The sequence below is a fragment of the Microvirga sp. VF16 genome, from assembly GCF_016864375.1.
Lineage (GTDB): Bacteria > Pseudomonadota > Alphaproteobacteria > Rhizobiales > Beijerinckiaceae > Microvirga.
On the sequence record NZ_CP069354.1, the window covers coordinates 4,476,329 to 4,499,574 of the forward strand.

At 60.6% G+C, this 23,246-nt stretch carries 23 protein-coding genes; 17 read left to right on the forward strand and 6 right to left on the reverse strand.

The annotated features are described in order from the left end of the window. The first annotated feature begins 60 nt into the window (after positions 1 to 60). The 3 genes from JO965_RS20975 to JO965_RS20985 all read left to right on the forward strand — a co-directional run bounded on the left by JO965_RS20975 (position 61) and on the right by JO965_RS20985 (position 3,814). The gene (locus JO965_RS20975) at positions 61 to 1,629 is read left to right on the forward strand and encodes a polysaccharide lyase family 7 protein (protein ID WP_203440934.1); all 1,569 of its coding nucleotides are present in this window, start codon (positions 61 to 63) and stop codon (positions 1,627 to 1,629) included. Between the two features lie 323 nt (positions 1,630 to 1,952). Beyond that, a complete protein-coding gene (locus JO965_RS20980; RefSeq protein WP_203440935.1) occupies positions 1,953 to 2,966 on the forward strand; it encodes an aldo/keto reductase in 1,014 nt (337 codons plus the stop codon). Positions 2,967 to 2,971: 5 nt separating this feature from the next. Beyond that, positions 2,972 to 3,814: an amidohydrolase gene (locus JO965_RS20985; RefSeq protein WP_203440936.1), complete on the forward strand. Its 843-nt coding sequence runs from the start codon at positions 2,972 to 2,974 to the stop codon at positions 3,812 to 3,814. A gap of 20 nt (positions 3,815 to 3,834) precedes the next feature. On the opposite strand, the gene JO965_RS20990 is transcribed toward JO965_RS20985, so the two are convergent. From JO965_RS20990 to JO965_RS49210, 4 genes are all read right to left on the reverse strand, one after another. Further along, entirely contained in the window at positions 3,835 to 6,003 is a 2,169-nt protein-coding gene (locus tag JO965_RS20990; RefSeq protein WP_203440937.1) for a mechanosensitive ion channel family protein, read from the reverse strand. A 95-nt stretch (positions 6,004 to 6,098) separates the two neighbouring features. Continuing rightward, complete coding sequence (gene rarD / locus JO965_RS20995) at positions 6,099 to 7,073, reverse strand: EamA family transporter RarD (RefSeq protein ID WP_203440938.1); 975 nt, start codon at positions 7,071 to 7,073, stop codon at positions 6,099 to 6,101. 173 nt (positions 7,074 to 7,246) lie between these two features. After that, the gene (locus JO965_RS21000) at positions 7,247 to 7,534 is read right to left on the reverse strand and encodes a hypothetical protein (protein WP_203440939.1); all 288 of its coding nucleotides are present in this window, start codon (positions 7,532 to 7,534) and stop codon (positions 7,247 to 7,249) included. Positions 7,535 to 7,825: 291 nt separating this feature from the next. Continuing rightward, positions 7,826 to 9,127 (reverse strand): M10 family metallopeptidase C-terminal domain-containing protein, encoded by a 1,302-nt coding sequence (locus JO965_RS49210; protein ID WP_203440940.1) that lies wholly within the window; start codon positions 9,125 to 9,127, stop codon positions 7,826 to 7,828. An 851-nt stretch (positions 9,128 to 9,978) separates the two neighbouring features. On the opposite strand from JO965_RS49210, the gene JO965_RS21010 reads away from it, so the two are divergent. The 8 genes from JO965_RS21010 (at position 9,979) to JO965_RS21045 (ending at position 16,769) form a co-directional block, all read left to right on the forward strand. Next, positions 9,979 to 11,172 carry a site-specific integrase gene (locus tag JO965_RS21010; RefSeq protein ID WP_203440941.1) on the forward strand — a complete coding sequence of 398 codons (1,194 nt, stop codon included), beginning with the start codon at positions 9,979 to 9,981 and terminating at the stop codon, positions 11,170 to 11,172. A gap of 381 nt (positions 11,173 to 11,553) precedes the next feature. Next, positions 11,554 to 11,901: an AlpA family transcriptional regulator gene (locus tag JO965_RS21015; protein ID WP_203440942.1), complete on the forward strand. Its 348-nt coding sequence runs from the start codon at positions 11,554 to 11,556 to the stop codon at positions 11,899 to 11,901. Positions 11,902 to 11,963: 62 nt separating this feature from the next. Next, positions 11,964 to 12,953 carry a toprim domain-containing protein gene (locus JO965_RS21020; RefSeq protein WP_203440943.1) on the forward strand — a complete coding sequence of 330 codons (990 nt, stop codon included), beginning with the start codon at positions 11,964 to 11,966 and terminating at the stop codon, positions 12,951 to 12,953. Then, positions 12,953 to 14,233, forward strand: coding sequence for an AAA family ATPase (locus JO965_RS21025; RefSeq protein ID WP_203440944.1), 1,281 nt, complete (start codon positions 12,953 to 12,955; stop codon positions 14,231 to 14,233). The genes JO965_RS21020 and JO965_RS21025 overlap by 1 nt, the downstream gene beginning before the upstream one ends. 261 nt (positions 14,234 to 14,494) lie before the next feature. Continuing rightward, a complete protein-coding gene (locus JO965_RS21030; RefSeq protein WP_203440945.1) occupies positions 14,495 to 14,761 on the forward strand; it encodes a hypothetical protein in 267 nt (88 codons plus the stop codon). Beyond that, a complete protein-coding gene (locus tag JO965_RS21035) occupies positions 14,758 to 15,093 on the forward strand; it encodes a hypothetical protein (protein WP_203440946.1) in 336 nt (111 codons plus the stop codon). The genes JO965_RS21030 and JO965_RS21035 overlap by 4 nt, the downstream gene beginning before the upstream one ends. Positions 15,094 to 15,577: 484 nt before the next feature. Next, positions 15,578 to 15,811: a hypothetical protein gene (locus JO965_RS21040; RefSeq protein WP_203440947.1), complete on the forward strand. Its 234-nt coding sequence runs from the start codon at positions 15,578 to 15,580 to the stop codon at positions 15,809 to 15,811. A 226-nt stretch (positions 15,812 to 16,037) separates the two neighbouring features. After that, entirely contained in the window at positions 16,038 to 16,769 is a 732-nt protein-coding gene (locus JO965_RS21045; RefSeq protein WP_203440948.1) for a Crp/Fnr family transcriptional regulator, read from the forward strand. Between the two features lie 118 nt (positions 16,770 to 16,887). Here JO965_RS21045 and JO965_RS21050 read toward each other — a convergent pair whose 3' ends face one another. Further along, a complete protein-coding gene (locus tag JO965_RS21050) occupies positions 16,888 to 17,094 on the reverse strand; it encodes a hypothetical protein (protein ID WP_203440949.1) in 207 nt (68 codons plus the stop codon). Between the two features lie 701 nt (positions 17,095 to 17,795). On the opposite strand from JO965_RS21050, the gene JO965_RS21055 reads away from it, so the two are divergent. From JO965_RS21055 to JO965_RS21075, 5 genes are all read left to right on the forward strand, one after another. Continuing rightward, complete coding sequence (locus JO965_RS21055) at positions 17,796 to 18,302, forward strand: MucR family transcriptional regulator (RefSeq protein ID WP_203440950.1); 507 nt, start codon at positions 17,796 to 17,798, stop codon at positions 18,300 to 18,302. Positions 18,303 to 18,961: 659 nt separating this feature from the next. Beyond that, on the forward strand, positions 18,962 to 19,120 hold the full coding sequence (locus tag JO965_RS21060) for a WGR domain-containing protein (RefSeq protein ID WP_203444291.1): 159 nt from the start codon (positions 18,962 to 18,964) through the stop codon (positions 19,118 to 19,120). 453 nt (positions 19,121 to 19,573) lie between these two features. Beyond that, a complete protein-coding gene (locus tag JO965_RS21065) occupies positions 19,574 to 19,918 on the forward strand; it encodes a hypothetical protein (protein WP_203440951.1) in 345 nt (114 codons plus the stop codon). A 210-nt stretch (positions 19,919 to 20,128) separates the two neighbouring features. Continuing rightward, on the forward strand, positions 20,129 to 20,398 hold the full coding sequence (locus JO965_RS21070; protein WP_203440952.1) for a hypothetical protein: 270 nt from the start codon (positions 20,129 to 20,131) through the stop codon (positions 20,396 to 20,398). A 566-nt stretch (positions 20,399 to 20,964) separates the two neighbouring features. Then, positions 20,965 to 21,960 (forward strand): catalase family peroxidase, encoded by a 996-nt coding sequence (locus tag JO965_RS21075; protein WP_203440953.1) that lies wholly within the window; start codon positions 20,965 to 20,967, stop codon positions 21,958 to 21,960. A gap of 360 nt (positions 21,961 to 22,320) precedes the next feature. On the opposite strand, the gene JO965_RS21080 is transcribed toward JO965_RS21075, so the two are convergent. Next, on the reverse strand, positions 22,321 to 22,644 hold the full coding sequence (locus JO965_RS21080; protein ID WP_203440954.1) for a hypothetical protein: 324 nt from the start codon (positions 22,642 to 22,644) through the stop codon (positions 22,321 to 22,323). A 219-nt stretch (positions 22,645 to 22,863) separates the two neighbouring features. Here JO965_RS21080 and JO965_RS21085 point away from each other — a divergent pair, with 219 nt between their 5' ends. Then, entirely contained in the window at positions 22,864 to 23,238 is a 375-nt protein-coding gene (locus JO965_RS21085) for a hypothetical protein (protein WP_203440955.1), read from the forward strand. Positions 23,239 to 23,246: the final 8 nt, after the last annotated feature.

A 23,246-nucleotide genomic window follows, 5' to 3' on the forward strand; every position in this document is an offset into this window, starting at 1 on the left:
GGCACAATTTTTACTCAGAAGCCTCGCGAAAGGGGCTCGCTCAATTTTGGGGCAGACAACATGGCTTTGAATTCTTCTGTCGCGCCGAGCGGCAACTTTGACCTGTCCAACTGGAAGATCACCCTTCCCGTGGATTCGAATGGCGGCTTCAGTGGCAATGCCATGGAAGTGAAAAATCTCTCGGGCTACCAGCATTCCAAGTATTTCTACACCGCTGCCGACGGGGCGATGACCTTCGTGGCTCCGGTCGAGGGCGCTACCACCAGCGGCTCCTCCTACGCCCGTTCTGAGCTGCGCGAGATGAACGGCACCGCTAATGCCGCTTGGGATCTCAAGACCGGCGGCTTCATGAGCGCGACTCTCGAGGTCGATGCCGCTCCTAACCGCGACGGCGCGGGCGGGCGCATCATCGTCGGCCAGATCCACGGCCAGGACGACGAATTGGTTCGTCTCTACTGGGAGAACGGCAAGCTCTATTTCGCCAACGATCAGGCCGGTTCCAACAACAGCGAGACGAAGTTCTATTTCGTGAACGCTTCGGGCCAGCAGCCTGACGTGTCCCTGGACGAGCGCTTCTCCTATACGATCAACGCCAAGGGCGATAACCTCGAAGTGACGGTCTTCGCCGACGGCCAGATCTACAAATCGGTCAGCAAGATCAACAGCGTGTGGCAGTCGGATACGTTCTACTTCAAGGCCGGCGCTTATCTCGGTGCGAACGAGAGCAATGGATCAGGCTACGGCCAGACCTCGTTCTATGCCTTGAGCTTCAACCATAATGGCACCGTCACCACACCGACGCAGCCGACCCCGACGCCGAATCCTGGCGCAGGCGACAATTCTGTCACCGCGACGGACGACGCCTATGCTGCGACGGAAGATTCGGTCCTTACGGTCTCCGCGGCACAGGGCGTTCTCGCCAACGACGTTGCGGCCGATGGCGGCAAGACAGCAACGGCCGGCACTTTCGCCACCGCTCAGGGCGGCAGCGTGAAGCTCAATGCCGACGGCTCCTTCGTCTACACGCCGAAGTCCAACTTCTTCGGTTCGGACAGCTTCAACTATACGGCCAAGGACGCGGACGGCGACACCGACACCGGCACCGTGACCTTCAAGGTCGCCGACGTGGCCGAGACGGCTCCAATGCCCACTCCGACCCCGACGCCCTCGCTGCGTCCCATCACCACTAAGACGATCAACGGCACGAGCAGTGCCAACAGCCTGACGGGCACGTCCGGCAACGATCTGATCGACGGCAAGGGCGGCGATGACAAGATCTGGGCCAAGAACGGCAGTGACGTGCTGATCGGCGGCGCCGGCAAGGACAGCTTCACCTTCGACACCAAGCCGGGCACCAAGAATGTGGACGTGATCGTCGACTTCAATGTCGCCGACGACACGATCCGCCTCAACGATACGGCGTTCACCAAGCTCAAGTACGGCAAGCTTTCCTCGAGCAGCTTCGTCGTCGGGTCGAAGGCATTGGATTCCGGCGACCGCATCATCTACGACAACAAGACTGGCGCACTCTCCTATGACGCGGATGGCACCGGCTCCACGGCCGCGGTGAAGTTCGCCGTCATCGAGAATCTCGCCAAGCTCACGGCTGCCGACTTCATCGTCATTTAAGCGAGTCTTATTGAACTTTTGAAAGCGGCTCCGGTCCGGACCGGAGCCGCTTTTTCGTTGCGCCGAGCATGAAGTCTCGAAGCATCTTGGATCGACGCTGTAGGCCTTACCCTTTCAACTTGACCAATTATTCCTCCCGGCCATACTCCATTGGCCAACGACAATTCTCAAAAGAAGCCCTGCTGAGAACAGGGTCATGTTGCAGAGGGAGGAAGCATGCGAGACGTGACAGCTCTTCTCCGCCATTACATCGACAGTCCGACCAAGCCTCGAAAGGCGCGGTGGGCGGCATCTCCCTGTCGGGCGACAATCGAGGGCCTGTCATGAAAGTCTCCGAGCACCGTACGCTTCCCCGTAGGGACCTGTCCCTCACCGCGCTTGGACTTGGCAGCGCACCGATGGGAGGGCTTTATGCGCCGACCAGCTATGCCGAGGCTCAGGCCACGACCGAGACCGCCTGGGCCCAGGGCATCCGGTATTTCGATACCGCTCCCTATTACGGCTACACGCGCTCCGAGCGCCGCCTCGGCGTCCTGCTGAGCGACCGCGAGCGGGACAGCTATGTCATCAGCACGAAGGCGGGGCGCCTGATGGTGCCCGACGATGGCGTCAGCGACGAGGAGAATGGCTGGGTCCATCCCCTCCCGTTCCGCCCCACCTATGACTATACCTACGACGCCATCCTGAAATCCTTCGAGGACAGCCAGCAGCGCCTCGGCATCACCAAGATCGACATTCTCTACATCCATGATATCGGCCGCTATACCCATGGCGACAATCATGAACATTACTGGCGCCAGCTCACCACCGGGGGTGGATTCCGGGCGCTTTTGGAATTGCGCGGCAGCGGGCGTGTCACCGCCATTGGGCTCGGCGTCAATGAGGCGGAAGTCGTTCATGACGCCATGCAGGAAGCAGATCTCGATGTCGTCATGCTGGCGGGCCGCTACACGCTGCTGGAGCAGATGAGCCTTCCCTTGATGGAGAAATGCGTTCGCGCAGGAACCGGAATCGTCATCGCAGGCCCGTTCAATTCGGGTATCCTCGCCGGCAACAACAAGTTCAATTACGAAGATGCTCCACCGGATGTCGTGCAGCGCGTCCAGGCGCTGAAAGACGTGTGCGACAGATTCGATGTGCCACTGCCGGCGGCGGCCCTTCACTTTCCCATGGCCCATCCCGCCGTCGTCTCCTGCGTGACCGGCGCCCGCAATGCCGAGCAGCTTAAGACCAACGTGGAATGGTTTGAGAGCGGCATCCCGGCAGAATTCTGGACGGAACTCCGGAAGTTCGGATTGGTGAACGAAGCCGCTCCCCTCCCCGGCGAAGGCGAGTGAGTCCGATGCGGATCGATGCTCACCAGCATTTCTGGCTGATGCGCAACCGAGAAGGCCAGTGGCCGCCGCCAGATCTTGCAGAGATCCATCGCGATTTCATGCCACACGATCTGGAATCGACCCTACAGGCATGCGGCATCGGCGGTACAATTCTCGTGCAGTCGCTGCCGACGATGGACGACACCGGTTTCATGCTGGAACTGGCGGATCGGCATTCCTTCATCCTTGGCATCGTGGGCTGGGTCGATCTCAAGGCTTCCGACGCCGCAAGTCATATCACGCGCCTCGCAGCCCATCCGAAACTGAAGAGCCTTCGGCCGATGCTGCAGGACATCGCGGACGTGGATTGGATCGACGACCCGCGTCTCGATCCTGCCATCGCGGCCATGAAGAACGTGGATCTGCGCTTCGATGCCCTGGTGATGCCACAGCATCTCAGGGCATTGACGGCTTTTGCTGAGCGTCATCCCGATCTTCCCATCGTAATCGACCATGGAGCGAAGCCGCGCATCGCAGCCGGGGAGATCCGCCCATGGCGCGAAGCCATGGGCGGCCTGGCCGCGCTTCCGAATGTCCATTGCAAGCTGTCGGGTCTTCTGACCGAGGCGGGAGAGCGGCGCGATGCGGCGGCGATCAGGCCCTATGCCGATGCGCTTCTCGAATTGTTCGGCCCGGAGCGCCTCATCTGGGGCAGCGACTGGCCAGTCCTGAGGCTTGCCGGTGACTACGCGGATTGGCTTGCCATGTGCCAGGATTTCGTCCCGACCCGCCATCACGATGCAGTCTTCGGCACGAATGCCGGCCTTTTCTACAAGCTAGGCATGAATCGAAGTGGAGAAGCGATCTGATGGTTAAGTTGCTGTAGGGTTTATTCTGCAGCACCTGCCGGCTTGACGAGTTGAAGCCCCTCCTGCGCGATGGCAGGCGCCGCTTCGCCACCACCAGCGACCTGAACTGTCGGGACTGCAAACTTGATCCCGTTATCTTCGAATGCCTTCTTGATGCGGGCGAAGGCCTTACGTCGAATGACGAATTGCTCGCCCGGTCGGGTCGTCATCTTGCAGCGGATCTGAATTGCAAACTCTCCAAACTGCTCGACACCCTGCATCTTCAAAGGCTCAATGATGTTCGGACCGAATTCCGGGTCGGCAGCCATGTCCTGACCGATATTCTTGATGAGCTTGCGTGCCTTCTCCAGATCGGAGTCATAAGTAATGCCGATCTGGAACTTATCGATCACCCAGTCACGGCTCATGTTCTCCACCGCCCCAAGCTCGCCGAAGGGCACTGTGTAAACCGGTCCGCGATGGTGGCGCAGTTTGACCGAGCGCAGGGAGAAGGATTCGACCGTCCCCTTGTAGCTGCCGCTCTGGATGTATTCGCCGACTCGGAATGCATCGTCGAGGAGATAGAAGACGCCGCTGATCACGTCCTTGACCAGCGTCTGCGCACCGAAGCCGATGGCGACACCCGCAATACCTGCGCCTGCGATCAGCGGACCGATTTCCACTCCCAGCGCGGAGAGAACCATCAGCACCGCGACGACCGCCAGAACGGCAAAAATCACATTGCGGAAGATCGGCAGGAGCGTCCGTAGCCGCGCCTCGCGCGAAGCGATTCCACTATTCGTGGCCGTGACAATCTGTGCGCGTGTGAGGCGCCTGTCGATCAAGGTCTTCGTCACCTGCCAGATCAGATCGGCAACGAGCAGGATGACCACGGCGCTCAGGGCGCCTCGGAGGAGGCGCGTCAGAAGCGTGTCGCGGCTTGTCATCTCGACGAGATCGATGTGCCAGGCATCGGCCAGCAGCAACACGGCGCCGGCGATGAGCAGCGCCCGGATTCCGCGGTCCAGATAAACCGTCGTCAAACCTGTTTGACGCGAGGCTTCCGATTCCTCATGCGGGCGCAGGGCGTGGCGACTGGCCTTCTCCGTAACGGAGATGGCAACCGGGAGTAGGAGGGCGATGACGGCAAGCCAGAAGAAGCCCATGAGACCTGCCACCCAGAGGCCCCAGAGAAGAACGAAATAGACGGAAAGCAGGCTGGCCGCGACCATATGGGACACGCGCCTCGGCGCTCCGGTTTCCGGGGCTGCGCTTGGTGCCGGCGTGGGCCGTGTCCAGACGACGTTGAGGGCGATGGCGAGTAGCCCGAGGCCGAGGGCATAAGCCACCACGGCGCGCGCCTCCGGCGTAAAGCCCAGGATCTTGAGCACATCGACGGTGGCCCACCCGAAGGCGAACCAGCCGACGAACAGGGCGAGGCGCCGGTGCCAGAACTGCGCGGCAGCAGCGCCTGTCGGAATCAGGCGGAACCGCTCGGTATCTCCTGACGCGGCATGGTTTGGCGCAAGAAGGAACCGGCTCACCATCAGGAACAGCCGCAGCATGACGGCAGCGAAGAGGTAGGCGACCACCACCTGCCTGAGGAGCGGCGGCCAGTCGAGCGCCAGGAAGGCTCCAATGCTTCCGACCGCAAAAATCGCAATGTCGGCCAGATTGAAAACGAAACGCAAGGCAACCGCATGTAGGCGTTCGGAGGTAGCGAACACGGGCCGGGTTGCAATCCGCTGTCGAGACGGACCCGTCACCCGTCGAAAGAGCCACTCGACCCCTGCCCCCAGGGCGAGGAATCCGATGATGAGAAGCACTACGGCGAGCGGCCTTCGCCCCTGCAACTCTTCAAGGAGTCGACCGGATGCACTCCGAAACTCGTCCGGAAGCCGTGGCACGGCAGCCGCGAGGGCGGCAAGGCGCTCCCGCAGGCCCGTGATCCGCTGCATCATGATTTCCGATGTCGTCGGAGCGGCCGCAGGGGCTGTCGTTGCAACGGGAGACTTCTGCTGCTCGTCGATCCATGAGCGGACGGCAGGATCCTGCAGGAGCTGCAGCAATTGCTGGATCTGGGGTGGAGGAGGACTCGGAGCCGGTGCAGGCTGTGCCTTGGCTCCTAGAGGAGCGACGGTGGCCAGAAACAGGAGAGCCACACCATAAAAGGCTGCTGACAGCACTTTGACCCACAGGCGCCCAAGCATCGCAGACTAGCGTCCTCTTCAGGGCCTGACTTGAAAGTCATCGCGCAGGCCCGGCCGCGGTTGCCCCACAGCATCAGGCCAAGCCGTCAAAAAGTCTACCGGGCCGTCGGAATGCCCTTTTCGGCAAGGCGCAAGCCATTCTCTAACCGGTTCTCTGGCTCAGGCACCGGCGGAGCCGATCTCAGGGCACTGATAGTGTAAATCGCAAGGGCGATCCAGATCAGCCCGAAAGCAAGGGCATCGATCCACCCGAAAGCCTCGTCATAAGCGAGAACGCCGAGCGCAAGCTGGCCCGAGGGCGCCAGGTATTGCAGCAGGCCGATGGTAGAGAGCTTCAGCCTTTGAGCGGCTGCCGCAAACCAGATAAGGGGCAAGGCGGTGCTAAGCCCTGTCAGGATGAGGAGAGCGTCGAGGCTCCAATCGCCCTGGAACGCCACGGATTGGCCATTCGCGGCGGCCCAGGCCAGATAGCCCAGGGCCAAAGGGGTGAGCAGAAGCGACTCGGTGCAAAAGCCGATCAGAGGAGCAACCGGCACGATCTTCCTGACGAGACCGTAGCAGCCGAAGCTGCAGGCCAGGACCAGCGCGACCCAGGGCATCTCACCTGAGGAGATTGCAAGAACGAGCACACCCAGTCCAGCAATCACGCAGGCAGCGACCTGCGCCGGGCTCAGCCGCTCCCGGAGAAAGAGAACGCCCAGCACGACGTTGAGGAGTGGATTGATGAAGTAGCCGAGGCTTGTCTGAACGAGGTGCCCGGAATTGACGGCCCAGATATAGACGAGCCAGTTGATGGCGATCAGGCCAGCCGAAAGGCACAGCAGCAGGAGCCATCTGCCGGAGGTCAGCGCTTCGACAAGCTTGCGCCATTGCCGGCCGACGAGGATCAGACCTAGCGCGAACACGCTCGCCCAGACTATGCGTTGAGCGAGGATCTGCAGAGCTGGCACGGCCGACACGAGCTTGAAGTGCAGCGGAACGGCAAGGCCCCACATGAAGAATGCCGCCAAGGCATAAAGAACGCCGGCCCGTGCCCGACGCGCCTCGGAAGTCACTAGTTCTGTTTCCATGATTAGCCTCTAGCCCCGCCCGATCCTCAGAGGGCGGGCCTTGCTCCGCGAGGTCCCCTCGCTCGCCCGGTCCTATTTCAATTCAGGTGCAGGTGATAGCCCCGATGTTGGTGAGACAACAGGCCAATCCGGTCCATGCTGGACGGCAGAACGCATGGAAGGAGAGATCAGCATCACGAGCGATTTGCAGTCCGTCGAACGGCTCGTTTTTTACTGCGAGGCCGCTTGGGAAAGATCAGCCTGACCCGGACGACACGCCGTGTGGCCAGACGCTCAAGCCTGTCTCTGATCACCTGGGCCTCCTCCGGCCCAATGCCCTGCACCTGCTCGATGGTGGGGATCATGGTCTTGAGCTGTTCGAGGCTGGCGATATGCGCGTCCTCAAGGGCTTTCCAAATGTTCACGGGCAGGCGCAGCCCGTCGAACGGATCGTCGGCGATCTTAGGAATTACACGAGGCATCGGACCCATTCCCCCGCAGATGGACCAGAAGTTCCGGCGCAGAACCGCTTCCCTGAGACACTCTGATCGATGCTTTATTCCTCAAAGAATCGAAAAATTTTCAGTCGAGGTATGGCTCAACCTGATCAAGAGCCTTCTCAAGGGGCTCGGTGGGAGAGCCCGTGTCGACTTCCCAAACAATATATCCTATCATGAATTGAGGACGCTGTCCGACACGAAGCGCGGTGATCGGAGGCTCATCCATATCGGATGCTGCAGGGATGAAGACTTGGCTCCTGCGATCGCCAACACTCAAACAAGAAAGTAAGCGGACTTCAGTACGTCCACGCCCTTGATCGCCAATTGATAATCGGCGACGCCGTCGCCCGTCGTTTCGATCATCAGTTTGTCTGCGACCCGGTTATAATACGCCGTTCCCACGGCTTGATGTTCAACATCTGCGCTGAAATTTCCGGTGAACTTGATCTTCTGCCGACCGGATGCCGCCGGATTGGCATCGAAGGAGCGAAAGTCCAGAACATCGTTCCTGTCGAACTGCTGAATGCGATCGAAGGCGTCTAACGATCCAAGTTCGCTGAGCGCCTTAAAGATGAATCGATCTTTCCCCGAACCGCCGTAGAAGGTATCTGCACCTGCGCCTCCGGAAAGATGATCGTTACCACCGCCGCCGTAGAGCCGGTCGTCGCCAGCGCGGCCGGTCAGCCTGTCATCGCCCGATCCACCCTTCAGATTGTTGGCCAGCTCGTTTCCGTAGATCGCATCGTTTCCGGCGCCGCCGACGGCGTTCTCGATCATGGTGAAATGTCCGAGCCAAACCTGCTTACTCGTCAGGATCGCATGCTTTCGCCCGATGTAGCTTTGCGTGCCGTCATCCAGATAGAGAGTGATTTTCTCACGCAGATGGGCCGCGGTGATGGTGTCGGTCCCTCCTCCGTCCCAGATGATTTTGTTCGCGCCGAACTTGTAGGTGGACGAACCTAGTCGTGCATTTGCCGGCCCATAGATGCTCTGAAGAGCCATGATGTCATACGGTCCAAGACCGTAAGAGGTAACACCCTGCGTGTAGGACATCACGCTGTTGTCCGTATTGTCATCGGCGAGCGAGAGGCGATTCCGTCCTTCAAAAGTGTGCTTCAGTCCCAAGGCATGCCCGATCTCGTGCAGGACCACTTGATAGCCCCAGCCTGTCGTGGCCAGCGGCTGGGCCACATCGATCATGATGATCTGACTGCTTTGAGTCCCTGAACCGGTTTTGTCGATCCATGGCATGTCGGCATACCCAGCGACGCTGCCGCTGATGTCGAACTGGCCGAACATCAAATCCGCATTTTGTGAAGCACTTTTGGCGAAGGTAACGCCCGAAATTGTGCTGAAGGCACGAAGCGCGGTCTCGATGAGAGCCTTGTCGGAAGTTGAATAAACCTTGAAACGGTAGCTCGGATCGCCGTACCAAGCGGGCCCCATGGGGCTGGCCATGAAGTTATAGGTGACAGTGACCGGCTCTCCGTCGGCCGTATTCCGATAATAGCGCCAGGTAGCGGTCTCAACGCTCTCATTGCGCAACGCACGGATGAATCCCGGATATGTCGCCATGACCTGAATCTCCGGTCAGAGATCGAGCGCCGTCATGCTAAGAGGCACATTCTCGGGTGCCTTCGAAGAAAGAGTATCGGTGCCGATCTATTCGGGAGGACGCGTCACTCCAGAGAGTAAGCAGATATAAAGTAATTTTGGCACAGTGATGTCCGCTGGCGCGTTGGCGCGATCCATCCGCATCATCAGACGGAATACGCGGCTCCTTGTTGAAAATGACCTTGATGGCACTCTGTAACCGCACGAAGTTCAGGGCTTGGCTAGAGCCGGTTCCATTTGCGTGAAACTATTGCTTTTCTTTGCTTTGCCGCATTTTGACGACGACCCGAATCCACTTCGCCGAGAAAATCTCCAAGCAGGCAGGATTGTCTTCGCTAGGCGGGCACTGGCCATCGTGAGCGCCAGAAACGCAGGCATCGTAAGCCCGAGGAGAACGTATGTCCCCGTTCAGTTCATGATCGAAGGACAACCATGAAGCGTTCAGAATGCCTAAAACCAATGCACCAGCTTGGCGGCTGATCATGATCCCGCAATACGGACATCGAGACCTGTCGGAAAGAAGGAGTGCAATCTTCCAACGACGAGCAGATGTTCAAAGTCTCAGGGGAGAGCACAGGGTCGCGGGTTCGAAACCGCCAAAATCTTTGATTTTGAAGTGGTACAGCCGCCCCGGCTCGAACGGGGGACCCCCAGATCCACAATCCGGGGTTCTACGTGATCACGAGTGATTGGGAAGCATCAGAACGTCCACTTTTCCGCCTAAAATTGCCAATACCCTCAGTCTGATGAGGCCGGAAGCGATCATACTGGATCGCGAGATTGCTTCCCATATGCTTCCCAGCGAGGCCACGATGCGCCTGACCAAGCCCAATGTCGCTCGCCTGACGCTGCCGCCGGGCAAGAGCGAGCTGCTCGTGTTCGACGATGCCCTGCCCGGCTTCGGCCTTCGCATCCGAGCCGGCGGCAAGCGGACCTGGATCGCCCAGTACCGTGTAGGCTCGAAGCAGCGGCGGGTGAGCCTCGGCACCGTCGAGGCGTTGAATGCGGACAAGGCCCGCGAGGCCGCACGTGGAATACTGGCGAAGGTCCAGCTCGGCGGCGATCCGCAAACCGAGAAGGCCGAGAGCCGCGCCCGCGCGGCGGTGACCCTCGGCTCCGTGGCCAAACGCTACCTGGAGGAACACGCCAAGCCGAAGTTGAAGCCCCGCAGCTACGAGGAGATCGAGCGCCACCTGACGCATCATTGGGCTGCTATGGGTGAACTGCCGCTGCATCAGATCAAGCGCGGCACGGTGGCTGTGCGCTTGAGCGAGATTGCGCGCGAGCGAGGCCCCTTCGCCTCCAACCGCGCCCGCGCCTCGCTGTCGGCTTTGTTCACATGGGCGATGGGAGAAGGCCTGGCCGAGACCAATCCCGTCGTCGGCACCAACAAGGCCGCCGACGAAATCTCGCGCGATCATGTCCTGAAGGATCAGGAGCTGGCGGCCATCTGGAAGGCCTGCCGCGACGACGACCACGGACGCATCGTCCGCCTGCTCCTCCTCACCGGCCAGCGCCGCGCGGAAGTCGGGGCCTTAGGCTGGAGCGAGATCGACGAGGCGCAGGCGCTCTGGACGATCCCGAGGGAGCGGACCAAGAACGGCCTTCCGCATGATGTGCCGCTGAGCGATGCCGCCTTGGACATCCTGCGTGATGCCCCGCGCCGCGACGGGCGTGGTCTCGTCTTCGGCGATGGTGCAGGAGGCTTCCAGGGCTGGAGCAAGGCCAAAGCGGCACTGGACAAGCGCATCATTGAAGCGGGCAAGAAGGTCCGCCCCTGGCGGCTTCATGACATTCGCCGGACCGTGGCGACTCGCCTCGGAGAACTCGGCATCCTTCCCCACGTCATCGAGGCGATCCTCAATCACGTCTCCGGCCACAAGGCCGGTGTGGCGGGTGTCTACAACAGAGCGACCTACGCCAAGGAAAAGCGCCAGGCGCTCGCCCACTGGGCCGCTCATGTCGCGGCTCTGGTGAAAGACGAGTCCTCCCGGAGTGATGCCTGACGAGATTTGAACGGGCGCAGTCGGCCTCCTGTGCAACTCGGCTTGCCGGAACGCCGGGACACAATGACGGCTGCATGGCCTCGGCCTAAAGCGACCACGGCTTGAGCGTTCGCCAGTCGCAAAACCCGGCTGTGCGGTCCATCAGTCACGATTGTTAGTTTCCGCAGGGGAAAGTCACAGCCGTACCCGCAATCCACATTCCTGACTATGGAAAAATTTATCGTAACACATTGATTTATAAAGACAATTTACCAGACTTTCCACGATTCCCGGCCGTTTGTGCCAACACCTCGTATGTTCTCGTTTCAGTCCATAGCGACTATTTTGAAGTCACAACGTCGCCCGGAAACGTTGGGCGACGAGACTAAGGAACCCATCACCATGAAGTCTCGCATTTCCACCTCTCCCATCGGCGCTGGCCTTGGGGCCGGAACGGCGGCTCGCCCGTTGCCGCACGAGTTGATCGGGCGGCTTCCGCCTGAAGCCTACCGTCACTGTGTTCTCGGCGTCGAGCAGACCGCCGCCCTGCTTAACTTCAGCGTGCCACAGTTGAGACGTTTCTATCGCGAGAAGAAAATGCCGACGCCGCTCAGACTCGGGGAGAGGAAGTTAGGCTGGAAGCTTGGCGTGCTGATTGATTACCTTCAGGCCGTCGAGCGCGGCGAATGGACCCCAACCCCTGAGCCCGCCGACATTTCCATGCCCGGCTCCGAAGAGACCGCCGCCTGACCCTTTCACGAAAGACCCCTGCACGGAAAGGGGGCGTGCAAGGGCTCAAGGCAGATAGCTCGATGAGCAACAATTGCAAGACTTTGTGGGCAGACAAAGTCTCTTCGTACGACCTCGACCCCCGTTCCGTCGCCCACGCCCTCGGCGGTGATGTCATCGGCCACAACCGCATCCTGGCCTCTGGTCCCGGCCACAGTCGACAAGACCGCAGCCTGTCGGTCCACATCAGCTCCGTCTACCCGGAGGGATTCTGGGTCACAAGCTTCGCGGGCGACGATGAACTGCTCTGCCGCGACCATGTGCGCGAGATGCTGGGGCTTCCGTCCTGGCGGCCATCCAAGGGCGAACGGGCTCCCATGACCCGCCCTGCCGCTCCCGCACCCGCTGCGCCAGACAGGGACCAGGAACGCCGGGCTGCCTGGGTCCGGGAACGCTTCCGCGAAATCTGGGCCGAGGCAAGAGAGCCGCGCGGGACCATCGTCCAGAAGTACCTTGCGGGCCGAGGATTGCTGTTCCCCGAGGATACAGCCGATCTCAGGTACCATCCTCGGTGCCCCTGGAAGGATGAGCGCGGCGAGCTGATCTTCGTACCGGCCATGGTCTGCGCGATGCGGGATATCCAGACCGACGAGATCGTGGCGATCCACCGCCGCAGGCTCACGCTGGAGGGCGAGAAGGTCGGGAAGCCGATGATGCTCGGTCCCTCGCGCGGTGCTGCTGTCAAGCTAGATCCCGACGAAGACGTGACGATGGGGCTCGTCGTCGGCGAAGGGGTCGAGACATGCCTCGCGGCGCGGCAGCTCGGGTTCACGCCAGTCTGGGCGCTGGGCTCGGCGAGCACCATCGCGAACTTGCCGGTGCTCTCTGGTATCGAGGCCATCACTCTCCTGGCAGAGAACGACAGGAATGGCGCGAATGAGCGGGCTGTCGAGGCCTGCGCGATGCGCTGGGATGCGGCGGGACGGGATGTGTTTGCAGGCACTCCCGACTTCGGCAAGGACATGAACGACGCGCTCAACGCGCTGAACACTCCCAAAGGGAGGAACGCCTGATGTTCGAGCGCGAGTATATTCCCCCTCCTACGGAAGATGCTGCGCGGGTGACCAGCCTGCGCCGTCTGAAGCCGAAACAGCAGCAGCGGGAGCAACAGCAGCCGCCGCGCCAGGAGCGTCAGCAAGGGGCGCAGAAGCCCCAGCCGCTGGTGTCGGCCACGCCGTTCAAGTGGCGCGATCCCAAAACGATTCCGCCGCGCGAGTGGATTTATGGCCGTCACTACATCCGGCAATTCGCCTCGACGACGGTTGCGCCGGGTGGCGTCGGTAAAACGAACCTTGCCATCGTGGAAGCCCTGGCGATTTGCACGGGCCGGGACCTGCTCGGCGTAACGCCGAACGAGCGAACCAAGGTTTGGCTGTGGAACGGGGAAGATCCGCGCGACGAACTGGAGCGGCGCGTCGGCGCGGCCATGATGTTTTACGGGATACGGTCCGAAGAGATCGAGGGCTGGCTCTTCCTCGATAGCGGACGAGACTCCCCGATCAGCCTCGCTGAGCAGACCAGGGAAGGAACCAGGATAGCCACCGTGGTGGAGGAAGCCATGGAGGCAACCATCCGCGCGAACGGGATTGGGGTTGTCATCCTCGATCCGTTCGTCTCGGTGCATCAAGTCTCCGAAAACGACAACGGGGCTATCGATGCCGTCGCCAAGACTATCAACCGCATCGCTCAGCGGACTAACTGCGCCTTCGGCCTGAATCATCACGTCCGCAAGACCAACGGAGCCGAAGCCACCGTGGAAGATGGTCGTGGTGCGGTTGCCCTCCTGAGCGCCGCCCGTGCGGCCCGGACGATCAACCAGATGACCCAGGCCGAGGCGGACAAGTGGGGCGTGGAGAACCGCCGCCTGCATTTCCGCACCTTCGACGGCAAGGCGAACCTCGCTCCACCGTCTGAAAACTCGACATGGTTCAAGCTGGAAAGCATCGACCTGGGAAACGCAACCGACACCCGGCCCAGCGACTGGATCGGCGTCGTGGCCCAGTGGGAACCTCCCAAACACTTTGACGACGTGACGGCGGACCACATGCACGAAGTCCGTCATCGCATCGCCGACGGGCAATGGCGGCTTGATCCCCAATCCCCGGATTGGGTCGGCAAGTGCGTGGCTGAAGTCCTGAGCCTTGACCTCTCCGACAAGGCCGCGAAGGCCAAGGTCAAGACCATCATCAAGACGTGGATCGAGACCGGCGCGTTGAAGTCCGTCGACAAAGAGGATCGAAGCCGGAAGTTGCGTGCCTTCGTCATCCCTGGGGACTTCGAGGAGCCGGGTTAGTGACGCGTTCTCTCCTTGCTCCACCTTGCTCACTCAAGGTGGAGCAAAGGTGGAGCAGTGGAGCGCTCACACCTGCTCCACCACCACCTCCTCTTGGGAGGTGGTGGGTGGTGGAGCAAGGATCAAAAGGTGGAGCAACCAGGACGAGCGAGCGGTGAGGTGGGGGGCGGTGAAGCAGGTAGGCCACGAAGGGAAAGCGACCAAGGCGAGACGTGTCTGTCAGCTCACCCCTCATGGGAAGTCCGACAGGAGCCCAACCCGATGAACCGCCATCAACGCCGCGCCAGAGCTGCGCGCGCGCGCAAGCACGGCACCGGCTATCTCGGCCGCCTCCTTGCCTATCAAACCAGCCTCCTGGCCGGAAAGCCGGGCGTGCATCACGTCACCATTGCGCACGACGACGGGTGCTCGATGTTCCGGGGCGGCCCTTGCACCTGCTCACCCGACATGCACAGCCATGCTCATGGCAGCGATGTCGTGGAGGTGATCGAGCTCGATGGATCGGTCACCCGGACGAGAGCGAGTTGAGGCATTCCATTCCAACCCTTCACCTCACGGTTCGCCCGGTGGGCCGGGACCGCTACGCCGCCCTCCTCGACAGCCAGGAACTGTGCCGGTCCTCTACGCCGTTCTTCGCGGCAGCGCGCCAGCTCCTCGCGCAGGGGCGCGATCCGTCCACGCCGCTGAGCATGCGCCACGAGGGCTCGGCCATCGTCGCGCTGCGGTCGACCATCGGCAAGGCGGCAAGGCTGACCATCCAGGAGAGCGCCAAGGACAGCGCCCGGATCGTCCGTTTAAGGACCGCCGTCGCGAACGGAGAGTTCACAGAGTTGTCCGGCCATACCCTCGCTGCCGAATAGCTCAGGAGATTCCGGATGCCCGGCCACCAGCGGCAAAAGTGCGTCAGCCGGTGGGATAGTAGCCGGGAACCTGGAAATCGCCGCTGGCGGTGCCACCGCGCGCATGCGTTTAAACGCTTAGACTCAGAGCCGTGAAAGATGACGTTATGCCGAAGTTGGGCGATGGAAAACGGGCGTTTGTGCTGCTGCGGCAGGTTCAGGACATCGCCCATTGACGGCTTTTCAGCACCTGCAGGCAGGATCGTTGCCATCGGCAGGAAACCGCGCCTGGAAGGCTTCCTAAGGCTTGCGTTTAAACGCATCCCTTAGCAGCCCCACCAGCGCCCAAGCCGACGGGTAGGACATCGAGTACCTGGACGGCGACTGCGTTCGTGTGCAGGGGTGCCTTGGACCGGTTGTTGCAGAGCATCGGGAAAAGCCGAGGCGGTTGACCGCGAGGGCAGAGCCAGCTTCTGATCGGATCAAGGAGGAGAGCAACAAATTCATGACGAAACCCATCACGTTTGCGTATCCCTGCGCGAAATGCGGAGCCGGGCAGGCCATCCTGCCGGCTAAAATCGAAGCAATGAGCGTTGTGCAGTGCGTTCAATGTGGTCGAAAGCACGGGCGTCTTGATGAGGTTCAAAAGCAACTCGCTACCAAGGCACGCGAGGAAAGCTTTCAGAAGATGCGGCAGATCTACCGAAATCGCCCGACTGGGAAGAACCGCTCGTCCTGAAGCGACTGAGGCAATTCTATCCATGACGAGCCCGGTCCTCGATCAAGCACCATCTGGTGCTGCACTGGATCGACCCAGAGCAGGGCATCCGGCGCTTCTACAGGCTCCTGATCGAGGTGAGGTATGGGCTTGGTGCTCAGCGAATGAAGGGACGTCAGGACCGTACCGCATCTCTCCTGCGTTATCTGACGGGTTGCTGGTTTAGGCGTCTGCAGGAGGCGTTGCCATGGCCCAGGTCCAGAGACCACCCCGACACCAGGACAACCGGCTCCTGGCCGCTCTGGCGAAAGAGGATCTGGCCTGTCTGGAGCCGCACCTGGCCGTCCTGGACCTGCAACGCGGTCAGATCCTCGTTGAGCCGGGAGGGACTGTCACGCATACCTACTTCCCGCATGATGCCATGGTGTCGCTCGTTACCGTCATGCGGGACGGCAAGGCGGCCGAGATGGCGGTGTTCGGCCGCGAGGGCCTGTTCGGGCTGGTGAGCGCCTTTGTGAGCAGCCAGTCCTTCGGGCGCTACATCGTCCAGCTGGGCGGCTCGGCATCGCGGATTGACCTCTCCCGGATGCAAGAGGCCATGGCAGCCCGCCCCATGATCCGGCAACTCGTCCTACTTCACACCGAGGCGCTGATGGCGCAGACGCTCCAGACCGTCGCCTGCAACGCCGTTCACAGCGTCGAGGCCCGCTGCTGCCGCTGGCTCCTGATGTCGCAGGACAGAGTGGGTGAGGCGGAGCTGCCTCTCACGCATGAGTTCTTGGCCGAGATGCTGGGCGTGCAGCGCTCGACGGTGAGCGAGGTCACGCGCACGCTGCAGGACAAGGGCCTCATCCAGCAAGGCAGAGGGATGATTACGGTCCTTGACCGTCCCGCTCTTCAGAAAGCCACGTGTGAGTGCTACGGGATCATTCGTCAGCGCTACCAGCAGCTCCTGCCGCAGACCTATGAGCGGGATTGAACAGGGGCTCTAATTGCCGCCGTTCCGCTGTGGCCTCTCTCACGGCTGATCTTGGAATTCGCCTCAGGTTGGGCTAGGTCGGGAATGGACGATACTCCGGCAGGCTGCGGCTTTGATCTTAGGCAATCTTGCGCGAGTCGGACATGGCGCTTGCCTTGGTAGCTGACCGACGACACTGGGCCATCTGACGGTTCAGGGTGGCAATCGCCGTGCGAGCAAGGTCTCTGAAGTGCCTCTGAATCGCGCCTTGCGCATCATTCCAGGTACCCGGAAATTCGGCCTCGTAGAACGCTCGTGCCACGTGCTCGACTTGCTCTTGGGTCATGCAAGTCTCCTATCTTCAGGAGGTAGAATATCCTATTTAGGAATACTCCTCCTCGGCTCTGCCGAGGTACTCCGTTAGAGAATATGGTGGAGAGCAGGCTCGCTCCTCGAAGCCAAGTTTCACCTGTTCGAGGCGGCCCAGCACCTTGACGAGCTGGCGGCAGACGAGGAGCGCCGATAGGCTGCCGTCGCGTCGGCGATCCTATGCTATCTCGACTGTTCGTCCGCTCGCTTAGCGCTGGTACCCGCCCGCCGATCAATCTCGCCTGCAACGGCTGACCAAAACCTAAAGCCTTGCTCGCTCCCTCTGGCCCGGCAATAAAAGGCCTGCTGCCGAGCGCGGGCATAGGCCGCTGTGCCCTCATACGCGATCAGGCATACAGCTTCGTACTCGACTGCCGTGAGGCCGTCTTGAGGCCGACGCTTGGCAAGGGAGCTGCGGATATAACTGATGAGGCGCTTCATCAGTGCCAGTATGGGCACGTGATGCGGCGGGTCAATCAGATGTGTAGCGAGCGAACTCTCAACCATAGTCGAGCGGTCGTGGTTCGGATCGGTGCCTGTCGACACGACCCGGGGTGCGATCCTGCCGCCTCAGCCGGGATGGTGGATTACCGTCCGCAGGTGCTGGCGTGCGCAGATGCTTGACCCCGCAACGTATTTGGCGAACTGATTGCACCATACCCGGTAATGGGATGAGTTATGGATCAGGCAGAACAGCAGAAGCTGGATCTCACCAGCATCACCACCGACATCGTTTCAGCGTATGTTGCGAACAATGCAGTCCATCGGGCCGATCTGCCGGCCGTGATAGCGTCCGTACATGCTGCGCTCCGAGGGTTAGTCGCTCCCAAGCGACTGGAGTCTGAGAAGCGCGAGCCTGCTGTTGCGATCCGCAGGTCTGTCACGCCTGACTACCTGATCAGTCTTGAAGACGGCAAGAAGTACAAGACGCTCAAGCGCCATCTTGGAAAGCTGGGGCTAACCCCCGAACAGTATCGTGCAAAGTGGGGACTTCCCGGTGACTATCCGATAGTCGCGCCAAACTACGCGCAGAAGCGCTCCGAGCTCGCCAGAAGCAGTGGCCTCGGCCAGCAGCGGCGGAAGACCGCCGCGAAAGCAGCTGCAGCGCTGGAGGAGACCGCAACGGCTCCGGCCAAGGCTTCAACACCCAAGCGTCGTGCACCTTCTAAGAAGACCAGCGAGTAAGCTCCGAGCGGCCTTAGGTGGCTTAGCAAAACCCCGTCCCAACCATCTCACTCAGGCGAGGATTGCCTGCCCCTCCGTTCAAGATCTGCAATCTGACCCGGTTCGCTTCTGCCGTTGGCAGGGATCGGGCGATGCAAATACCGTTGTCGACAAGCTTAATGGAGCGACCGTCAGCTTCTCGCTTTGCCTCTGTTCGTCGTGACGCTCGTCCTGCATGGGCTATCTCCGAACTCACCCAGCTTGATCAGCCTCGCACGGGCGCGAAAGATCATCTAGAATTTCCGAGAAGCCTGTGTGGACGGAATGGGCGTCCTGGCTCCGTCTCAGCACGGGTGCAAATTTGCGCAGCCCGCGAATACAAGGGTCTAAGAGAGGGGGAGGAAGCGGCTTTACTCTATCTACCTCTGCTCTTGAACCGAGACCTCGAAGCACATTGGAGCCCCCAAAAAGGTTTTCGGCAAAGCCGACGGAACTTGATGGAGGCGGCAGAGCTGGGTTCTTGGAGGTCTACAGGATATATCCAAGCCCATACAGTAGCAGTGTGGCCGCTATCGCAACACCCAGCGCAAGCAGGAGCCACGGTAAATATCCGCCGAAGTCATCCATCGCGAACTCCTTCGCAGCCGGGAGACCGGGGAGATGAATGAGCTAGGATCGTGATGGACGACAAGCGTTCCCCCTTTCTGTTCCATCTCGTACTGCAACGGGTCGACCATGCCCAGCATGTGGCCCGGTTCTATTCCCTCATGAGCGAGCGGGATCTCTTCGGGACCGTGCGCCTGGTGCGCGACTGGGGCCGGATTGGCACCAAGGGATAGGAGCTGGTCGATATCCATGCCGACGAGAACCGCGGCGCGGCTATCGAGGTTTGTGAGAGGTAGTTCTTCTGAACCGTACCGAAGCGGCAGCGCATCCCGCATCATCGCTGAAAGAGATGATTCCGGATCGCCGGTGTCAGCCGGAGGAGGAGCGAATGGCTTCAGAAGAGGCAGTGGCTCTAACAGTCCTGGCAGTGATGGCCTTGATTCTCCTTGGCGGCCCTTGGGTGCTCATATGGCTCTGCAACTATGGTCCAACCGAGGAACGATAGACATGCACCATGGGCTCGGCCCCAACGATGGAAAGATCCATGCAGATACCAACGTTATCAAGAGCTCTGGGAAGGTCCCATCAGTGATCTCCGTATACTCCTCGTTGGTTGGAACCGCCAAGCATGGCCATCGCTTAGAGTGTTGAAGCTTTGAAGGATCCTCCAAACACCGGGGTCGCCTATGCCACAGAGCCAGAACCCCATTGTTGAATGGCCGGCAGATTTCTATCGCCTGCTCGCGGGTATTCAGATCGTCACCGGTGCCGATGGCCATCGCTATGGCCGCATCGACGTCGACGTAGACCCGGAGACCCTGTTCCTGCTCAACGACTTCGAAGCTCGGGTGCGGCACCGCCAAGTGCGGCTCAGACTGGCCGACAGTGCTGAAGAATGCCTCGTGGGTGAGATGAACCCGGTGGTTGGCCTCGGGGCCGCGGCCGATCCAGCTCAGCACATCGGCAAAGTCCGCATCAGCTTTCACGATATCCAAGATGATAGCTGCATCAATCCAGCACCTCAGATGTAACGCGCATTTCGGATAAGGCTGTTTAGGGAATGAGCTTGTGCGGGCGAAGCGGCGGCGTGGCTACCCAGACCTCTCACCAATTGCACCAAGCTTTCGTGATTACCGCTTTTCATCCGAGGCATAGCGCGAAGGTCCAGAGCCTCCATGGCCGGACGCGGGATATCATCTCTTCACGAACCGGTGATCGTTGTTCGGTAAGAGGACCTCGGGTTGGGCCGCAAAGAGTTCGAGTTGACGGCACGAGACTATTTCATGCTTGGAACGCTGGCGGAGGCTGCAAACGGCACGGATCATTTGCCCCATGGCTGCACTGATGCACAAGCCAAGAGGCTGGTGGAGGAAGGCTATCTGGAGCGAGCTGCCACCCGTGCTGCAGACGGCCGCGAGATGGTTCGCTACAGGATCACCGCAAAGGGCAGAGCCGCGTGGGCCGCCTATCGCTTCACCGGAGATCCACCGCCTGAAGCGGGGACCGAATAGCGCCGGTTCGTCTTCAAGAGACACGGGAAGCATGGGCCGAGCGGAGGCGGCTTACGATGAAGGTCTGCAGCAGGTCTTGGTTGGGTAAAAACGCGGACGTGTCGCTCGCTGGAGCAACTTTCTGTCTTGGCGGCACGGGCAGACCGAGAATCTTCCGGCATAAGGGCACGAAGTTATACAAATCGTTTGTCAAGTTCGGACCCGTTTGAGTTTTTACACAGCCAGGGTCAGGCAGTGAAGTTCGCCGACTTTTCGGAATGTCTGGTGCTCCCCGTGTGAGCGGACATTCGGTGTACTTCCGCCTCGTGCCAGGCGGACATCATCGTTGCTGAGAGAAATGATGTGTAAGCCGAAACAGACCTCCCCAACTTCAGTTTTTGTTGCCCCAGACGCGACAAGGTAGCCTGAGCGAGCCAGGCCTGGGAGATGAGGACTGCAGAGTTGCATCTCTCCCCTCTGCAGCCGCTGTTGGATCGGTGATCTGCTCAGGGTTCTTGGACACGCCGACGGAATGGGAGTACCATTATTTCTCTTCCCTTGGGTGACATACCAGCAGGGAGATCAACATGACGTCGAGACGCCTTATCCAGGTTTGTGCTGCGTCTTTTGTAGTCTCCGTGACCGTCACTCCTGCTTCCGCCCAGACGGTTGATTCAGAGGCCATCGTGAATGCGATGGTCGCCGCGTCTGGCACTCCCCCCAACGTTCGCGCCGGCGGAGCCAAGGGTATGTGCGTCAATGGCTCATTCACGCCCTCATCCGAGGCTGCGAGCCTATCGAAGGCCCCGCATTTTACTAAGACGGTCCCAGTGACGGCCCGCTTCTCCATGTTTGGCGGCAACCCCAACATCTCGGACAAGACCAAACCCGTGACGCGGGGCTTTGCCGTGCGCTTCGGCGACCCTTCGGAGGATATGGTCTTCGTGTTCATCTCCGCTCCGATATTCGTAGCCCGAACGCCGCAACAGCAACTCGAGGGTCTCAGGGCGCGTCTTCCGGGCCCGGACGGAAAGCCTGATGCCGAGAAGATCCGGGCGTTCCAGGCCGCCAATCCGGAGACGGTTCGACAGGCAGCTTGGCTCAATGCCCGCCCGGTGCCGGCGAGCTTTGCCGGTGTAGATTACTGGGCCGTGCATGCCTTCACCCTGACGAACGCGCGCGGCGAGGCGAAGTTGGCCAAGCTCAAGACTGTCGCCACGGCCGGCCAGCTCGGACTGAGTGACGAGGAGCTCAAGGCAAAGCCAGACAACTTTTATATGGACGAGCTGAAGGAACGCCTTGCCAAGGGGCCCGCCAGCTTCGAGCTCGTCGCGATCCTGGGTGAAGCGACCGATCCGACCGATGACGTGACGGCCACCTGGCCCGAGGAGAACCGCAAGCAGGTGAAGCTCGGAACAATCGCGATCACCGCCCTTGAGCCGAACGCCACCTGCGATGCGGCCACCTTCGATCCGGTCGTCAACCTGCCGGACGGCGTCGCTGGCCCGGCGAATGACCCCATGTTCGCGGTCCGGTCCTCGGTTTACAATATTTCGCTGTCGCGCCGCAGTCAGGGCAAGTAGCCGCAAGCACCTCGGCCACATCACTTCTAAGACATGGAAGGCACGACCGTTGGCATCGTCAACTTAGCGATGTGAGATAGGTCGGGTTGGTGTGGACCGTCAGATCAGAAATCAGCGGCAACTCCAGTCACCTCAACCCAGGCCTGAAACGCCTGTGCGCGGGGCCGGCGATGATTGGCGGTATTGGTGTTTGCGGGCCGGCGAAAGAGGTTGGCAACCTGATCGTGAACTGAGAGGCAGCATTGCGCCTGGCGGCTGATTTGAAGCGCTTCATGGTACGCTCGCGTCGCCGGTTGAATTAAAAGTCCTTGTGGCGGAAGCGTTCCGGCCACCAATTCCCGATAAATCCCTGTAGGGAACTCAATACTGTCGACAGCGACGGTAGTAGACCTCCTTTGCCTGCGCGAGTTTGAGACCCCAATCTTCGACAGTCACACCCAACGTGACTTCACCCACGATCTCAACCTCGTGTGAACCTAAGGTATGAAGTGATCCCTTGATCCGGTCTCCCTCAAAGACGCTGTAGTAGCCATCCTCGTGGAGCAGTGAGAAGCCGCGGTCGGTCTGGACGACGAACAAGTCACATTGCGGCGCTGACAAAGCGATTTCGCCCTCTATGCGCTCGGTGGCGAAGACCGAGAACGCACAGCACGGGACGACCAGCAGCAGGAGCAGGCACCGCATGGCGAGACCTTCCTCAGGATCAGAGATAGTTTACTCCAACTTGGCCGCCTTGCGAATTTCCGAGGAGGCCGGGTATGAAACTGCCAGCTTGTCCGGCGTGTGCGCTGAAGCACGGCAACACCGGGATCCAGAGCAGAGGATTGCAGTGGCTGGGCCTTCATCTTGCGGTCTCTGGGTGCTCGACACAGCGCCTCCGCCGCTCAGGGTCGGGAGCGTCACATGGCTTCACGATTGGCCGTTTTATCCGTTGCCCTCATCAGCCTGCTGCACCCAGCCCAAGCCCACGACATCTATTCGCATCTGACGAACGCAGAGGGGGCTCGCTGTTGCGACGACAGGGATTGCCGTCCTGCCTCTTATCGGTTCATCGCAGGCAACCTGCACATGTTCCTGGACGGGCAGTGGATCGAGGTGCCGCATTCCACCGTCCAGTATCGTGCGCTGCTGGGCGACACCGGCGAAACCGGCGGAGGGCATTGGTGCGGGATGGTTTACATCCAGACTTTCGCTACGCTCTATCTCACCCGCTGTGCAATCCTGCCGCCTCAGGCGGCGTCTGCCCAGGTCGAGGGGCTTGGTAGTCCAGGACGGTAATCTGTTGC

Excerpts from the sequence above, each read along its gene's own strand:
- JO965_RS20975 (WP_203440934.1), top strand. The coding sequence starts at position 61 with ATGGCTTTGAATTCTTCTGTCGCGCCGAGCGGCAACTTTGACCTGTCC.
- JO965_RS20980 (WP_203440935.1), top strand. The coding sequence starts at position 1,953 with ATGAAAGTCTCCGAGCACCGTACGCTTCCCCGTAGGGACCTGTCCCTC.
- JO965_RS20985 (WP_203440936.1), top strand. The coding sequence starts at position 2,972 with ATGCGGATCGATGCTCACCAGCATTTCTGGCTGATGCGCAACCGAGAA.
- JO965_RS20990 (WP_203440937.1), bottom strand. The coding sequence starts at position 6,003 with ATGCTTGGGCGCCTGTGGGTCAAAGTGCTGTCAGCAGCCTTTTATGGT.
- rarD (WP_203440938.1), bottom strand. The coding sequence starts at position 7,073 with ATGGAAACAGAACTAGTGACTTCCGAGGCGCGTCGGGCACGGGCCGGC.
- JO965_RS21000 (WP_203440939.1), bottom strand. The coding sequence starts at position 7,534 with ATGCCTCGTGTAATTCCTAAGATCGCCGACGATCCGTTCGACGGGCTG.
- JO965_RS49210 (WP_203440940.1), bottom strand. The coding sequence starts at position 9,127 with ATGGCGACATATCCGGGATTCATCCGTGCGTTGCGCAATGAGAGCGTT.
- JO965_RS21010 (WP_203440941.1), top strand. The coding sequence starts at position 9,979 with ATGCGCCTGACCAAGCCCAATGTCGCTCGCCTGACGCTGCCGCCGGGC.
- JO965_RS21015 (WP_203440942.1), top strand. The coding sequence starts at position 11,554 with ATGAAGTCTCGCATTTCCACCTCTCCCATCGGCGCTGGCCTTGGGGCC.
- JO965_RS21020 (WP_203440943.1), top strand. The coding sequence starts at position 11,964 with ATGAGCAACAATTGCAAGACTTTGTGGGCAGACAAAGTCTCTTCGTAC.
- JO965_RS21025 (WP_203440944.1), top strand. The coding sequence starts at position 12,953 with ATGTTCGAGCGCGAGTATATTCCCCCTCCTACGGAAGATGCTGCGCGG.
- JO965_RS21030 (WP_203440945.1), top strand. The coding sequence starts at position 14,495 with ATGAACCGCCATCAACGCCGCGCCAGAGCTGCGCGCGCGCGCAAGCAC.
- JO965_RS21040 (WP_203440947.1), top strand. The coding sequence starts at position 15,578 with ATGACGAAACCCATCACGTTTGCGTATCCCTGCGCGAAATGCGGAGCC.
- JO965_RS21045 (WP_203440948.1), top strand. The coding sequence starts at position 16,038 with ATGGCCCAGGTCCAGAGACCACCCCGACACCAGGACAACCGGCTCCTG.
- JO965_RS21050 (WP_203440949.1), bottom strand. The coding sequence starts at position 17,094 with ATGACCCAAGAGCAAGTCGAGCACGTGGCACGAGCGTTCTACGAGGCC.
- JO965_RS21055 (WP_203440950.1), top strand. The coding sequence starts at position 17,796 with ATGGATCAGGCAGAACAGCAGAAGCTGGATCTCACCAGCATCACCACC.
- JO965_RS21060 (WP_203444291.1), top strand. The coding sequence starts at position 18,962 with ATGGACGACAAGCGTTCCCCCTTTCTGTTCCATCTCGTACTGCAACGG.
- JO965_RS21065 (WP_203440951.1), top strand. The coding sequence starts at position 19,574 with ATGCCACAGAGCCAGAACCCCATTGTTGAATGGCCGGCAGATTTCTAT.
- JO965_RS21075 (WP_203440953.1), top strand. The coding sequence starts at position 20,965 with ATGACGTCGAGACGCCTTATCCAGGTTTGTGCTGCGTCTTTTGTAGTC.
- JO965_RS21080 (WP_203440954.1), bottom strand. The coding sequence starts at position 22,644 with ATGCGGTGCCTGCTCCTGCTGCTGGTCGTCCCGTGCTGTGCGTTCTCG.
- JO965_RS21085 (WP_203440955.1), top strand. The coding sequence starts at position 22,864 with ATGGCTTCACGATTGGCCGTTTTATCCGTTGCCCTCATCAGCCTGCTG.